This is a genomic window from Sphingobium xenophagum NBRC 107872 (assembly GCF_000367345.1).
In the GTDB taxonomy this organism is placed as follows: domain Bacteria; phylum Pseudomonadota; class Alphaproteobacteria; order Sphingomonadales; family Sphingomonadaceae; genus Sphingobium; species Sphingobium xenophagum.
This window is the reverse complement of sequence record NZ_BARE01000012.1, coordinates 34,459-48,334: the sequence shown is the minus strand read 5'-3', so window position 1 is coordinate 48,334 and position 13,876 is coordinate 34,459. Positions and strand designations below refer to the sequence as shown.

Genomic DNA, 13,876 nt, shown 5'->3' with positions numbered 1-13,876 from the left:
ATGGAATTGCTGACCCCGAAACGCATCACCGGGCCGCTGCAGGGCTGGCTGGCGGGCGAGAAGCCCGAATGGCGCGACATTCGCGTGCGTCCGCTCAACGTGACGCTGGGTGCGGGATTTTCGGCCGACATCTTTTTCGTCGACGTCGATTATGTCGATCCGGCTGGCCCGCAGAGCCAGACGCTCGTGGTTCGCCGTCAGCCGATGGATCTGGAAGTGGTGTTCGGCAGCAGCCTGGCGCTGCAGGGCAAGATGATGGCGGCGCTCGACGCGCGCGGCGACCTGCCCGTGCCACCGTGGATCGGCATGCATCTGGAACCCGATATTCTCGGCCTGCCATTCCTCGTCATGGGCAAGGTGGAAGGGGAATGCGCCAAGCAGAAGCCCAACTATAATCTGGAAGGCTGGCTGGTCGAGATGACTCCGGCGCAGCGGCGGCAAACATTCACCAATGCCATCAACGCCTTTGCCAGCCTGGCGACGATCGACTGGCGCGATGGCTTTGAATTTCTCGCACAGCCGGAAAATGGGCAGCCCGGGCTTGATCAATATGTCGGCGCCCTCGAAGCGTGGCACAAGGCGGCCGGACGGGGGCGCGCCATGCCCATCGTGGATGCAGCCATGGCCTATGTGCGCGCCAACATGCCAAACGATGCGGGGGTGAATGTGCTGTGGGGCGATCCCACGCCGTCGAACGTGATGTTTTCCGCCGACGGCCAAGTCAACGCGCTGATCGACTGGGAGCTTGCGGCGCTGGGACCGGCCGAGCTTGACCTCGCCTGGTGGCTCTATTTCGACGATCTGTTCGGCCGCCGCTTCGGCATTACCCGGCTGGAGGGACTGCCGACCAAGGACGAGACGATCGCCATCTGGGAAGCGGCGAGCGGCCAGAAGGCCGGGCATCTCGATTATTATGACATCGTTGCGGCGCTCCGTATGGCGCTGGTCGCCGTGGGCGCCTTCGACCGGCAGGTCGGCATCGGCAATATCCCCGCGACCAACAAATCGCTCAACGACAATTTCATGACCCTGTATCTGGCTGAAAAGCTGGGGCTGCCTATCCCCGAACTCGGACCGGATTTCGTAGCCTTCATGAAGAATCTAACGCCGGTGGAAGACAAGGCGGCCTGAAAACGGGCCGCTGCGTGTAAAAGCGAATTGCCCGCTTGACAGATGCCCCAATCAATAAATATACAGTGTGGAATAATAAAATGGAGAGGTGAGTCATGCGGCAGCGGCCGGTCGAAGGGCATTCATGAAAAGCGCTGTCGCAGAGCGCGCGCCGCTTTCCGCCGATGCACTGATCGCGGAAGCGCGCGCCGTGACCGGACTGTCGGACTTTGGATCGGACCTGTCCTTCATGACCGGCTTTCGTCGGCTGGTCGATGCAGTCGAGGCGATGGACCCGTCCGCCCAGTTACGCGAGACCGCGCATCACAAAATCGTCGGCCTGCTCGCGACCCGGCTGCGCTTCGCCGAAGACGAACGGCTGCATCCTGACATCGTGGCGCAGGATGTGGGCGACCCGCTGATCGTCTGCGGCCTGCCGCGCACCGGGACGACGATCACATACGACCTGCTTTGCCTCGATCCGGCGGCCCGGGCGCCGCGCGAATGGGAATGGTATATCCCCTGGCCGGCGCCGGAAATATCCAGTTTCGACAGCGATCCGCGCATCGCGCAGGTGCAGGCCATCTATGAAAACTGGCTGAAGCACGCGCCGCAACTGGCCGACATCCAGCGGATGGATTGCACCCAGCCGGGCGAGTGCAACCATGGCATGATGCTGCATTTCGCCAGCACCAATTTCCCGGCCGAACTGGGCGTGCCCGCCTTTGCCCGATGGCTGCAGGACGTCGTGCCAGAAGGGCAATATCGCACCCACAAGCGGATGCTCCAGCACTTCCAGTGGAAAGGGCCAAGGGGCCGTTGGACGCTGAAATCGCCGCAGCATCTCATGGACCTGCCGGGCCTGGTGGAAACCTATCCGGGCGCGATGCTGGTGTGGACGCATCGCGATCCGGTGCTGACCCTTTCTTCGCTGTCGAGCATGATCGCCGGCTTCCTGGCGGCGGTGGGCGGCGCCAATGATCTTCAGGCGATCGGCCGCTCGGTCGTCGATACCTGGTGCGCGGGGTTGGCGCGAGCGACGCAGGCCCGTGCCAACGATACGGCGATCGAGGGCCGCATCCTGGACCTCGCCCATCGCGATATCGTCGCTGACCCGATGACGACGATTGAGCGCATCTATGACCGGTTCGGCCTGCCCTTCACCGACCCCCATCGTGACCGCATCGTGGAGTTCCTGACGAACAATCCCGCCGCCAGCCGCCTCGGCAAGCACAGGCACAGCCCCGACCAGTTCGGCGTCGATCCGGGCGAGGTGCATGAACGGCTCGCCGACTATTATGCGCGCTACGGCCATCTGTTCGACCGCGCCTGACCCCCGATCTTCTGGAGTATCCAGCATGAGTGTTCTCGACCGTTTCCGCCTCGACGGGCGCACCGCCATTCTGACCGGGGTCGGGCCGGGCGTCGGCGAACATGTCGCCAAGGCCTATGCCGAATTGGGCGCCAACGTGGTTCTCTCGGCCCGCTCGCAGGACCGGCTCGACCGGATCGCGGCAGAGATCAACGCTCGCGACGGCGGCCGGGCGATCGCCATCGCCGCCGACGCGGGCGAGAAGGGCGATCTTGAACGGCTGGTGGCGGGGGCGCGCGCCGCCTTCGGTCCCATCCACATCGTGTTCAACAATGCGGCGGCGGGCGTCGTCTATGCCGCAGATGGCGGGCTCTGGGCGAACACGGATGAAGTCTGGAAGACGGCGATGGACGTCAACGTCATGGCGACCTGGCGTCTGACCGAACTGACGGAGGCCGATATGAAGGCGCATGGCAAGGGCAGCGTCATTTCGGTCCAGAGCTGCGGCGGCTTCACGCCGATCCCGCCCGCCGTCGCCTATGGCGTGTCGAAGGCGGCGCTTCTTTTCCTGGTGCGCGAGTTGGCCAAGACGCAGGCGCCGCACACCAGGATCAACTGCCTGTGCGTCGGATCGATGAGCCCGGACGGGCAGGAGGCCGCGATCCACAAAGGGCTGGGCCTTGCCGAGCGCAACGCGATCAAGCGTTTCGGCGCGGCGGACGAGGCGGTCGGCGCAGCGATCTTGCTGGCGGGGGATGGTTCCAGCTACACGACCGGCAGCACCATCTTCACCGAAGGCGGCCGGGTGGGGACCATTTCATGACCGCGAACCCCCTCTGGACCGACGATCAGGCAGCGGCGGAAAAGCTGGCGCTGCGCCTCATCGAACGGCCTGACATCCGTGCCGCGCGCGAAGAAGCGCGCCTCATGCTGCTCGCGGACCCGCTCGCAGGCGCGCTCGACGGACGGTTGGGGCTGGATCGGGCGCTTGATCAGTGGGTGCTGGGACTGGCCATGCGCGAAGCCAATGGCGATCCCGCCGATCCCCGGGTCGTGTGGAATATCAGCAACGCCCCGCGGCGCTGGTTCGGCCATATCTATCCGGGCGCGGCGGTGGCGATCGACAATCCCGACAATTTCAACCGCGAAATTCCAATCGACGGCGACGGGCGCTATGCCGTCGACATCCGCTTTTCCGCCGATCCGCCGCAGTTCAGCATCGTGGCCGAGGTCGAGCCCGCGCATCATGCGGGACTGGGACGCAATCTGGGCGCGCTGACGCTCCAGCAACTGAAGCCCTTTTGCGACGCCGAAAGTAGGGTGACGGTGACGGTCAGCCAGCAGGAGGGCGGCGCAACCCATTTACGGACCGAGCCGGGCGCACGGATTCAGGTCTATACCCGCGACAGTCAGCGCGACTGGCGGCAGGTGCCGGCGCAGGTCAGCGTCCGTCGCCTGGATCCGCCCTCCGGCCACCGCCCGCGCGACGAGGAGGAGATCGCCCGGACCATCGTCGCCGACCTGCCAGCCTGGGTCGCCTTCTGGTCGGGGTTCAAGAATGATTTTCTCGGTCATCCCGAACCCAACCGGCTGATCGGACCCAATGGCCGCGACGGGGGCTGGGGCTATCTGGCTGGCGGGCGTTTCGCCCTGGGGGAAGGGCAGGGGTTGCTGGTGACGATCGATCCGGCGGGCAGCTATTATACCGGTATCCAGATCGCCGATCCGTGGACCATCTCGCCCGATCCGATGCTGCGCCTTGTCAGCCTCAACAGCGCTCAGGTTACGCCGGGGGCCGATGGCACGATCAGCTATGTGTTGGCCGGCGTTGATCCGGGCATCGCCAACTGGGTCGATACGGCAGGCCTTGAACAAGGGTGGATGCTGCTGCGCTGGCAGGGCGTACCCGACGGCGCCGATCCCGCCTGCTTCATCCGCGACGTGCGCGTCATCGATCTTGCGGCCATTGATCGCGACTTGGACGCAAGGGTGCTCCGGGTCGACATCGCCGCGCGGGGGCGGCAATTGCGGGACCGCGCGCGCCAGCATGGCCTGCGGACTCACGCCGAGACCTGGGGAGACGCATGATGCAGCCCAAGGGCTCTATACTGGAACTGTGCCAGGTGGTGCGCGACATGGAGCGTGCCTTGGATCACTGGACGCGGGTCATGGGCGCGGGGCCGTTTTTCGTGTTCGACGTGCCCGTGCTGCCGGGCCAGATCTATCGCGGCGCGCCAACGCAGGTGGCGATGAAGGTGGCGTTCGGCTTTTCCGGCGGATTGCTGATCGAACTGCTCCAGCAGACCAATGACGGACCTTCGGTCTTCACCGAAATGCTCGACCGTCATGGCGAGGGGTATCACCATGTCATGCTGCGCATTCCCTATGACGACGGCGTTGAGCGACTGACGGGCGAAGGCTATGCCATGGCCTTCAGCGGCCAGATGCCGTCGGGCGAGCGTTTCGCGTTGTTCGATACCCGCGGAGGCAATGGCGGCTATGTCGAACTGATGGAAATTTCTACCGCAATGGAGGCATCGCTCGACCGGATGCACGCCGCTCATTGCGCGTGGGACGGGATCGATCGCCCCGTCCGGTCCATCGCCGACCTCGGCTGAATCTGGGGCTGAATCTGAGGCTGGAGCTCAGGCTGCTCCCGCGACGGTACGGATTGCGGTGAGCAGCATGTCGGTCGCGCGGGTGAGGGCGGCTTCCACGACATTGCGCTGCATCGCCAGCCGGTTGTCATTGTCGTCCAGGCTTTCCGACACGACGACGTTCCCCAGCACGATGACGGAGAAGATCACCAGCATCTCGTCGCTTTGCTGTTGCGTCAGCCCGGCCTCGGCCAGCGCCTCGAATATGGCGCGGCGGATCGTCAGCGCATTGGGCTGCTCCAGCCGGTTCGCGCTGCGCGACAGGATGAAGGCGGCGGAGCCCGGAAAATCCCGATAGGCCATGTGCACCGCACGGGCGATGCTGCGCAGGCGGCTTTCCCAGTCGGGCGCCGACAGGTCAGGCATCCGGCCGCGCAATATCTCGTCCGTCAGCAGGGCGAGCATCGCCTCCTTGTCGCGGACATGATGGTAGAGCAGGCGCGGGGACACACCCAGCCGCTGCGCGACAGGTCGGATGTTGAGCGCCTCGATCCCGTCGGATCGCGCCATATCCAGCAGCGTTGCGATCAGCCGCGCGCGGTCGAGCGCGGGGCCTTCGGACCGTGGCGGCCGACCCCGCCGTGAAGTCCGTGCGGGCTGTTGCTGGTCTGCGCTCATGCCTCCGCTTTAAGCGGAGGCGCGTCTTGGGTCCATGCCCCGCGGCCCGTCAAAACGCGGGGAAAGGAGTCACAGCTTCTTCAGCTCGGCATTCGACAGGCTGGTCGTCACGCCCTTCTCGCCTGCGGTCAGTGTGGTGGCGGGGATCGAGATGAACTTGCCACGATAGATGACGCGAATGGCGGATACGGCGCCGTCGGCAGCCGTCAGCACGCGATCGACCTTGCCGATCTTGGTGCCGTCTGCGGAGTAGATCGTCTCGTTGCGATCCACCGCAGGCGCCTGGGCAAAAGCAGGTGCGGTCAGGCCCAGAGCGGCGAGCGCAATGATGATCGTCTTCATATGCTGAGATTCCTTTGTCGAAAGATGACGATCTGTTGGCGCAGTCCCAGGATGGTTTCAAGAGAAAACCAATACACATAGAAAAGAATCTGTTCTATCTGTCCCACCCACAATGAATGCCGCCGGACGGCAGGAGAGAAGGAATGAAGGACGCGGGCAGGTTTCGGCCACAGGACAGATGGTTCCTGCTGCTGCTGGGTGCGATCTACATGTTCAATTTCATCGATCGCACGATCATCGCCGTGGTCGGCGAATCGATTCGCCACGACCTGCGCCTGAGCGATCTTCAGCTTGGCATGCTGGGTGGACTGGCCTTCTCCATCTTCTATGCCGTGCTCGGCATCCCGCTGGCGCGGCTGGCCGAACGCTACAGCCGGGTTCGGATCATCGCCGTGGTGACCATGCTCTGGTCGCTGATGACCGCGTTGTCCGGCGCGGCGGGGAGTTACGTTCAGCTGCTGCTTTGCCGCATGGGTGTCGGCATCGGCGAAGCGGGCTTCACGCCAGCGCTCGTGTCGATGATTTCCGACCGGTTCGATGCCGGGCGGCGCGCGGTCGTCTTTTCGCTGATCGCGATAGGCGTACCGCTGGGCGGCGCCATCGCCGCAATTGCAGGCGGCGCTGTGGCGCAGGCGTTCGGCTGGCGGCTTGCGCTCGTGGCTGTTGGCGCGCCCGGCCTGTTGCTGGCGCTGCTGCTGGTTACGACCATTCCCGAACCTGAACGGAAGGATGCCGGGCAGAGTGCGGATACGCCCCCCTTCGCCATGGTGCTTCGGCGGCTCGCCCGTTCGCCTGCCTTCCTGCACCTGACCTTTGGCAGCGGCTTCGTCGGGCTGGTGGGGTTCGGCACCAACCTGTTCCTCATTCCCTTGCTGGTTCGCCGGTTCGATCTCCCGCTGGCGCATGCGGGCCTTGTGTTCGCGCTGTCGTTCAGTTTGGCGACGATGGTCGGACAGGTCAGCGGCGGCTATCTGATCGCGCGGCTGATCCGGCGGGACATACGCTGGGGCGGCTGGGCGCCCGCGACCGCGGTGGGGCTGGCTCTGCCCTTCTATCTGCTGGCGATCCATCAATCGGACTGGCGGTGGCTGGTCGCCTTTCTCTTTGTCGCCACCACCCTGCTTTATGCCTTCACGCCTGCGATCATGACCATCACCCAATCGCTGGTCGAACCGCGCATGCGGGCGTCGGCCGCGGCGCTTCATGCTTTCGGCCAGACCGTCGCCGGGCTGGGGCTGGGATCGGTGGTGTTGGGCTATCTCAGCGATCGCCTCGCTGTCTTTCTCTATAAGGGCAATTATGCCGCCGACTGCCTGGTCTCGGCCAAGGCATCGCTGCCAGCCGCCTGTCTCTCGGCATCGGCAAGCGGCCTGCAACTGAGCATGCAATTGTCGGCATCCGTGCTCCTGATCGCGGTTCTCCATTATTGCCTTGCTGCGAAAAATCTGCCGCTGGAAACAAATGCGTCGTGAAATACGGTAAATCTGTCGAGGTTCGGCCACGCGGTAGCTGACGGGATGACGGCGCATCCCCGGCTATGCCACCCTTGCGGCCTGGATATGACAGGACCGCGAACCAAGCGGCGGAAAGGATCATGAGGATGGAAAGAGCAGGCGTTATCGGCTTGGGGCAGATCGGCGCGGGCGTCGCCATATGTCTCGCGCGGACACAGCAATTGGCTGCGGTCTATGACATTCGCGCCGATGCTGCCGACGCGCTGGAGGGCGTGCCGCCCGTCGTCGCCAGCCCGGCGGAGCTGGCCGCGCAGTCCGACGTCGTCATCATCGCCGTCGTCAACGCGAAGCAGACGATCGATGTGCTGTCAGGCTCCGAAGGCGTGCTGGCGCGAGCGCGGCCGGGCATGACCGTGGTGCTGGTCGCGACCGTCTCCATGGAGGATCTGGACGCCATTCGCGCCCTGACCGACGCGGCGGGCGTGGAGCTGGTCGATTGCGGCGTGACGGGTGGCCCCAAATCCCGCGAACATGGCCTCGTCTGCCTCGTCGGCGGTACGGATGAAACCATTGCGAAGGTGCGTCCGGTGCTGGACGGCTTTGCCAAGCTGGTGGCGCACATGGGCGGCCCCGGCGCGGGCATGGCCGCGAAGATCGCCCGCAACGTCATCGTCTTCGGCTGCCTTCGCGCCGGTTATGAAGCGTCCGTCCTGTGTCGCAATGCCGGTGTGGATATCCGCCAGCTCGCAGAAGTGATCGACGCCAGTTCGGACAGCGTCGGCGGACCGTTGATGTTGGCGGTGCGCGACGATCCGTCGTCCAGCGAGCAGGAAGCGGCAGTGCGCGAATATACCCGCGGCCTGATGGTCAAGGATCTGGATGCGGCCATCGATCTGGGGCGCAGCTACGGCATCGCGCTGCCCTTGGTCGAATTGACGCGCCGAACCGATCGGACGGTCGTCGGGCTGGAGAATGCGATGGGAGAAAAATCATGAGTATCGGTGAAGAACAGTGGCAGAAGGGACTGGAAGTCTTCGATAAGGTCTACGGGCCGGGATCGTCGGAAATGACGCTCCCCTATCGGGAATCGTCCTTCAACCAGGAAATCGTCGGTAGCCAGTTCGCCAATCTGTGGGCGAGCGACATCTTCTCGATGCGGGAGAAGCGCTTGCTGGTGCTGGGCGCGACGGCCATGCTGGGCCGCGCCGATCTGGTCGAGATCCAGATGAACGGCGCCCTCATCAACGAAGAATTCACCGATGAGGAGCTGGATTTCCTGCCGCTGTTCCTGCTGTTCTATGCCGGGGCGGGCAATACGACCACCGTATTCCGGGGAATCGAGGCCGCCAAGGCACGGCGCAAGGAACGCAACGCCGCGAAGTGAGGGGACGTGCAGGATGAAGGGCGGCCTGGTGGAAACACCGGGCCGCCCTTTTCTTATGCTTCGCCGCTCGCCTTGGCGCGGCGGATCGCGCGCGCCGCCAGCAGAAGCAATATGCCCCCGGCGAATGTGAACAGCATGGCGGTGCCAATTCCCCAGGCGACACCGGCCGTTCCCCCGACAAAGTCGCTGACCGCGCCGATCAGATAGGTGCCCGCGCCCACGCCGATCAGGTTCGCGCCCAACTGCACCAGCGATACCGCAAGACCCCGCAGGCGCGGCCCGGCGATCGTCACGATGACGGCGTAGATCGGGCCATTATAGGACGCGCTGAGGAAGCCGCAGGCCATCAGCAGCGCCAGCATTAGATCGACGTCGTGGAACAGGACCGTCCCGACGCCGGTCACCGCCGTGAGCAACGGGATCACCGCGCCGAACAGGGATGTCCTAGCCGGATCGAAGCCACCTCGCCGGCGATTGACGAGGTCGATCACCCAGCCCGCGAGGAATCCGCCCAGCGAGCCGAGGCCGCCATAGGCGATGGCGATCAGGATGCCCGCCTTCGCAATGGGCATGCCGTGGACCCGGATCAGGAAGGTGGTGAGCCATGTGCTCATGCCGTAAATGCCCGCCGCGATCAGGACGATGGCGAAGATGCAATATAGTAGTCCGGGCCGCGCCGCGAGCAGACGGATACGTTGCCCCAGCCTTAACGTTTCTTCCTGCTGCGGCGCCGGCCCGTCATGCGCGCCACGCACGGGTTCCCTGACCGTGAACAGCAGCAGCGGCGCCAGCACCAGTCCCGGCACGCCGGCGGCCACGAACGCCCAGCGCCATCCGGCGCTCTGCACGATCGCGCCGCCCACTATGAACGCGATGGCGAGGCCGATTCCCGAACTCAGATACCAGATGCCGATGGCTGTCGCGCGCCGGTCTTCGCCGAAATAATCGCTCAGCAGCGACATGCCGGTCGGCGATCCCCCCGCTTCGGCGGTCCCTACCGCGGCCCGGCCGATGAGCAACGTCCAGAATCCTGTCGCGAGGCTGCACAAGGCGGTCGCGCCGCTCCACAATGTCAGCGCCGCGGTCATCAGGTTGCGCCGGTTCCAGCTATCCACGGCCACGCCGAAGGGCAGGGCGGCGAGCGCGAAGAATATGCCATAGGCGAAACCCGCCAATATCCCCAACTGTCCGTCGGAGAGCGCAAATTCATGTCCGACCGGCGCCAACACCAGCCCGATGATGGCGCGGTCTATGCCATGGCAGGTCTGTGCCAGCGTCAATATGCCCAGTACATACCAGGGATAATGGCTGGCGGCGGCAGGTTTGTCCGATGGCGCTCTCATGGCGTCCGCTGCTGCAAGAGCGGTGCGATGGACATTGAGCGCCTCCTGTTTGAACATAGAAACGGGGGCACGACAAATATATCGCCCATGCTCCCATGCCGCGCCTCGATCGGGCACGCGCCATGGATGTGCCTGTAGGCGGGGTCTTGACCACCTATCCGAAGATAGAGGTAAAAAGCGGGTGGCGCGCCTATCTGGCTCGCAGACAAATATAAAATGGCAGAGGTAGAGATGTTTCGTCCGGAGAGCGATTGGACCGGCCAAGGAAGGCTTGGCGTCCAGAATTTCTACATCGAAGCGGCGGCCACCGTTCGCGACGCACATGTGGACGTGCGGCATTTCGACTGGGTCCAGCCCAGCAGCGGCGTTTTCAGTCCCGAGAAACACTATCTCGACTATTCGCTCGATGGTCAGCCGCGGCGCAGCATGGTCAGCATGGGCCGCCCGGACCGGCGCGCAGCGTCGGGGGACATCCTCTACATGCCGCCGCATCGCCAATATTTCGGAGAGCCAGCGCTTCAGGAGCGCCATCTCGTCTGCGTCGCGCTGGGAGAAGAATTTCTGGACGAACTGTTCGACGGCGAGCAGCCGCTGAACAAGGTTGAGCCTTGCGCCGACGTCCAGAATATTTCCATGCGTCGGCTCTTTGCTGGGCTGGCTGCGGAATTGCGGACGCCCGGCTTTGCCAGCCAGACGCTTGTCGAATCAATGCTGATGGGCTTGGCGGTCGAACTGGCTCGGCACATGGGCAGGCCCGAACGGGGCGGGCTGCATTCGCGCAGCACGCGACAGGTCCAGAACGTCATCGACTATGTGATGGAAAATCTCTCCGCGCCTCTTGGCGTCGCCGACATTGCGCGCGACTGCAACATGAGCGTGCGTCATGTCGCCCGCATTTTCAAGGAAGGGACGGGCGTCAGCCTGGGTGAATTTGTCGCCCGCAGCCGGATTGCTTTGGCGAAGGAGCTGCTGCGAAGCGATGGCGCCCGCATCAAGGAAATCAGCTGGCGATGCGGCTTCAACAGCACGTCCGCCTTTTCTGCCGCTTTCCGATCCGCGACGGGTCAAACGCCCAAGGCTTTTCGGTCGGCATCAGCGCAGGTCCACTGATCGGGCGAGCAGGAAAATATCGATGAGCGGCCAAATTCTATCGCCGCACAGTCAACCGTGGACCGGCCACTATGGAGCAGATCGGCTCCAAGTTAGACGGCTCCACATTGGAATTCGAGGCAACATACAATGATGGGGAGGAAGATATGAGCAGGAAGGCCGTCACTCTGGGCGCGATCGGCATGGGCGCGCTCGTCGCCGCCATGGCGCAGCCCGTTTATGCGCAGCAGCCGCAATCGGGCGCTAGCGAAGGCATTCAGGATATCGTCGTCACGGCGCGCCGCACTGAAGAAAGCCTCCAGACGACCCCGATCGCCGTCACGGCGCTAACCCCCGAAGCCTTGACGACGGCCAAGGTGGAAAATGTCGTCGACCTTCAGCGCACCGCGCCGGGCTTGGTCATCGGCCGCGGTTCCGCCGGCGGCGACGGCATCGTCTTCGTTGCCATCCGCGGTCAGGGCAATCTCCAGCCTATTCTCGCCAACGATCCGGCGGTCGCCACTTATATTGACGGGATCTACATCCCTCGGCCCTCGACGGGCATGACCGACATTCAGGACGTGCAACGGCTGGAAGTTCTGCGCGGGCCGCAGGGCACGCTCTTTGGCCGCAATACGACCGGCGGCGCGATCAACATCGTTACCAATGATCCCAACGACCAGCTCAGCGGCGCCTTCAAGGCGGAGTTTGGCAATTACAGCACGCTGGGTGCGCAGGCCAATATCAATGTGCCGCTGGCAGAGGGGCTCGCAATTCGCCTGAGCGGCGCAATCAGTGACCGGGACGGCTATGGCGACAACTTCGCCACCCACCGCGACTTTTCCGATAACAACAGCAAGTTCTTGCGCGGCAAGCTGAAATATGAAGGCAATGGCTGGGATCTGACCCTTTCGGGCGACTGGAACCGTCAGTACAACCATGGTCAGCAGATCGCACTTTGGGCCTTCAATCCGGCGATCGTCCCCGCCGCCTTCCAGCCGGGCCTGACGGCGGGCCTGCTGACCAAGGACCATTGGTGGGGCAACACCGCGACCGGGACATCGGTCCCGGCCACTATCGGCACGCTCACCCCTGAAGCGCGGGCTCTCTATGGCGTGCAGCCATTCAATACGCTCGAAGTATATGGGTTTTCCGGTACGCTCAACGTCGAACTGGGTGGCCTGAACTTCAAGTCGATCACCGGCTATCGCCATTCGATGAACTATGGCCAGAATGATACGGACGGTACGGCCGTGCCGTTGCTGGCGACCTTTGCGGGGTCTGGATCCTATTATGTTTCTCAGGAATTCCAGCTTTCCGGCAATATCACCGACAGCCTCAGCTTCATCACGGGCGCCTATGCCGGCAAGGAAAGCGGCTATGAATTCAGCCGCTCGCAGATTTTCGGCGGACTCATCCGCGATTCCAATGCCGACGTCACCAACAAGACCTTCGGTCTGTTCGCGCAGGCCTATTATGAACTGACGCCGAAGCTGCGTGCGGTCGGCGGCTTCCGTTATACATGGGACACCCGCGACAGCGTGCTGCACAATGCACAGGTATATGGTTTGCCCTATAACGTCGCCGTGGCGGGTACGCCGACCGGCATCAACTGCACCGTGACGCCAACGAGCCCCGTGACGGCCACCAGCTGCAATCAGGAGCAGAATGCCAAATTCAACTATCCGGCCTGGAACCTGGGCATCGACTGGCAGGCTAGCGACAATATCTTCCTCTATGCTGCGACCCGCGGCGCGGCGAAGGCCGGCGGCTGGAACCTGCGTGCAGGCGGCCTGCCTGCCTTCTCTCCTGAAAAGGTGAAGGATGTGGAGGCCGGTCTGAAGGTCGATCTCTTCGACCGACGCCTGCGCTTCAACTCGGCGGTCTTCCATACCTGGAAGGATGACAATCAGGCGATCGTCAACAGCTTCGTGACCGGTATCGGTGTTACCCAATATATCCAGAATAATGGCAAGGTCCGCATCTGGGGCATAGAAAATGAAATCACCGCCGTGCCCTGGGAAGGCATGACGCTCAGCGTCAACGGCTCGCTGCAGGATGGCAAATATGCGAAGGGCAGCTTCAGCGAAATCCAGGTGGTGGCCGGCAGCGGCTGCACCAATAGCGCCGGGGTCGCCAACGGCTGCGTCGTCGATCTGAGCGGCTTGCCGCTGCTGCAATTGCCCAAGAAGCAGCTTAACGTCAGCGCCACGCAGAAGATTCCTGTCGGCGGCGGCACGCTCGCCGTCACTGGCGCCTATTCCTATGTCGGGGGTCAGCATTTCGATGCGGTCCGGGCGGCAGATCAAGCGTCGGCGGCGACAAAGGCGGCCTACGAGACGGAAAACCGCCTCGGCTTCGTACCTGGCTATGGCATCTTCAACGGGCGTATCGCGTTCCAGCTTGAAAATCCCAATGTCGAAGTGGCGGTCTATGGCCGCAACATCACGAACAAGAAATATCTGCTGCGCCGCTTCCCCGATCTCTATCGGACATTGGGCATTGCAGCCGCCTATGTTGGCCAGCCGGTCACCTATGGCGTTGAAACAACGTTTAAATTCTAATCG

Annotated in this window: 13 protein-coding genes; 10 read left to right on the top strand and 3 right to left on the bottom strand. The window is 63.5% G+C overall.

Translation table 11 applies throughout. The features are described from left to right. The 5 genes from SX1_RS07000 (at position 1) to SX1_RS06980 (ending at position 5,040) form a co-directional block, all read left to right on the top strand. On the top strand, positions 1–1,131 hold the full coding sequence (locus tag SX1_RS07000; protein ID WP_019052417.1) for a phosphotransferase family protein: 1,131 nt from the start codon (positions 1–3) through the stop codon (positions 1,129–1,131). 124 nt (positions 1,132–1,255) lie between these two features. After that, positions 1,256–2,443, top strand: coding sequence for a sulfotransferase family protein (locus SX1_RS06995; protein WP_019052416.1), 1,188 nt, complete (start codon positions 1,256–1,258; stop codon positions 2,441–2,443). A gap of 25 nt (positions 2,444–2,468) precedes the next feature. Continuing rightward, positions 2,469–3,245, top strand: coding sequence for an SDR family NAD(P)-dependent oxidoreductase (locus tag SX1_RS06990; RefSeq protein ID WP_019052415.1), 777 nt, complete (start codon positions 2,469–2,471; stop codon positions 3,243–3,245). Next, positions 3,242–4,510: a hypothetical protein gene (locus tag SX1_RS06985; RefSeq protein ID WP_017180960.1), complete on the top strand. Its 1,269-nt coding sequence runs from the start codon at positions 3,242–3,244 to the stop codon at positions 4,508–4,510. The genes SX1_RS06990 and SX1_RS06985 overlap by 4 nt, the downstream gene beginning before the upstream one ends. Continuing rightward, on the top strand, positions 4,507–5,040 hold the full coding sequence (locus SX1_RS06980) for a VOC family protein (RefSeq protein WP_017180961.1): 534 nt from the start codon (positions 4,507–4,509) through the stop codon (positions 5,038–5,040). The genes SX1_RS06985 and SX1_RS06980 overlap by 4 nt, the downstream gene beginning before the upstream one ends. Positions 5,041–5,067: 27 nt before the next feature. On the opposite strand, the gene SX1_RS06975 is transcribed toward SX1_RS06980, so the two are convergent. Continuing rightward, the gene (locus SX1_RS06975; RefSeq protein ID WP_019052414.1) at positions 5,068–5,697 is read right to left on the bottom strand and encodes a TetR/AcrR family transcriptional regulator; all 630 of its coding nucleotides are present in this window, start codon (positions 5,695–5,697) and stop codon (positions 5,068–5,070) included. 69 nt (positions 5,698–5,766) lie between these two features. After that, positions 5,767–6,039 (bottom strand): PRC-barrel domain-containing protein, encoded by a 273-nt coding sequence (locus SX1_RS06970; RefSeq protein WP_017180963.1) that lies wholly within the window; start codon positions 6,037–6,039, stop codon positions 5,767–5,769. 143 nt (positions 6,040–6,182) lie between these two features. Between SX1_RS06970 and SX1_RS06965 the strand changes: the two genes are divergently transcribed. From SX1_RS06965 to SX1_RS06955, 3 genes are all read left to right on the top strand, one after another. After that, positions 6,183–7,511 (top strand): spinster family MFS transporter, encoded by a 1,329-nt coding sequence (locus SX1_RS06965; RefSeq protein WP_017180964.1) that lies wholly within the window; start codon positions 6,183–6,185, stop codon positions 7,509–7,511. A 122-nt stretch (positions 7,512–7,633) separates the two neighbouring features. Then, complete coding sequence (locus tag SX1_RS06960; RefSeq protein ID WP_241763557.1) at positions 7,634–8,488, top strand: NAD(P)-dependent oxidoreductase; 855 nt, start codon at positions 7,634–7,636, stop codon at positions 8,486–8,488. Beyond that, positions 8,485–8,877: a carboxymuconolactone decarboxylase family protein gene (locus tag SX1_RS06955; protein ID WP_026149561.1), complete on the top strand. Its 393-nt coding sequence runs from the start codon at positions 8,485–8,487 to the stop codon at positions 8,875–8,877. The genes SX1_RS06960 and SX1_RS06955 overlap by 4 nt, the downstream gene beginning before the upstream one ends. 53 nt (positions 8,878–8,930) lie before the next feature. Here SX1_RS06955 and SX1_RS06950 read toward each other — a convergent pair whose 3' ends face one another. Then, complete coding sequence (locus tag SX1_RS06950) at positions 8,931–10,220, bottom strand: spinster family MFS transporter (protein ID WP_255209714.1); 1,290 nt, start codon at positions 10,218–10,220, stop codon at positions 8,931–8,933. A 231-nt stretch (positions 10,221–10,451) separates the two neighbouring features. On the opposite strand from SX1_RS06950, the gene SX1_RS06945 reads away from it, so the two are divergent. Both SX1_RS06945 and SX1_RS06940 read left to right on the top strand, forming a co-directional pair. Continuing rightward, positions 10,452–11,330 carry a helix-turn-helix domain-containing protein gene (locus tag SX1_RS06945; RefSeq protein WP_019052412.1) on the top strand — a complete coding sequence of 293 codons (879 nt, stop codon included), beginning with the start codon at positions 10,452–10,454 and terminating at the stop codon, positions 11,328–11,330. 146 nt (positions 11,331–11,476) lie between these two features. After that, the gene (locus SX1_RS06940) at positions 11,477–13,873 is read left to right on the top strand and encodes a TonB-dependent receptor (RefSeq protein ID WP_026149560.1); all 2,397 of its coding nucleotides are present in this window, start codon (positions 11,477–11,479) and stop codon (positions 13,871–13,873) included. Positions 13,874–13,876 lie beyond the last annotated feature (3 nt).

Coding starts and splice junctions, on each gene's coding strand:
- SX1_RS06975 (WP_019052414.1), bottom strand. CDS start 5,697: ATGAGCGCAGACCAGCAACAGCCCGCACGGACTTCACGGCGGGGTCGG.
- SX1_RS06955 (WP_026149561.1), top strand. CDS start 8,485: ATGAGTATCGGTGAAGAACAGTGGCAGAAGGGACTGGAAGTCTTCGAT.
- SX1_RS06970 (WP_017180963.1), bottom strand. CDS start 6,039: ATGAAGACGATCATCATTGCGCTCGCCGCTCTGGGCCTGACCGCACCT.
- SX1_RS06990 (WP_019052415.1), top strand. CDS start 2,469: ATGAGTGTTCTCGACCGTTTCCGCCTCGACGGGCGCACCGCCATTCTG.
- SX1_RS06960 (WP_241763557.1), top strand. CDS start 7,634: ATGAGGATGGAAAGAGCAGGCGTTATCGGCTTGGGGCAGATCGGCGCG.
- SX1_RS06980 (WP_017180961.1), top strand. CDS start 4,507: ATGATGCAGCCCAAGGGCTCTATACTGGAACTGTGCCAGGTGGTGCGC.
- SX1_RS06940 (WP_026149560.1), top strand. CDS start 11,477: ATGAGCAGGAAGGCCGTCACTCTGGGCGCGATCGGCATGGGCGCGCTC.
- SX1_RS06965 (WP_017180964.1), top strand. CDS start 6,183: ATGAAGGACGCGGGCAGGTTTCGGCCACAGGACAGATGGTTCCTGCTG.
- SX1_RS06985 (WP_017180960.1), top strand. CDS start 3,242: ATGACCGCGAACCCCCTCTGGACCGACGATCAGGCAGCGGCGGAAAAG.
- SX1_RS06995 (WP_019052416.1), top strand. CDS start 1,256: ATGAAAAGCGCTGTCGCAGAGCGCGCGCCGCTTTCCGCCGATGCACTG.
- SX1_RS06945 (WP_019052412.1), top strand. CDS start 10,452: ATGTTTCGTCCGGAGAGCGATTGGACCGGCCAAGGAAGGCTTGGCGTC.
- SX1_RS07000 (WP_019052417.1), top strand. CDS start 1: ATGGAATTGCTGACCCCGAAACGCATCACCGGGCCGCTGCAGGGCTGG.
- SX1_RS06950 (WP_255209714.1), bottom strand. CDS start 10,220: ATGAGAGCGCCATCGGACAAACCTGCCGCCGCCAGCCATTATCCCTGG.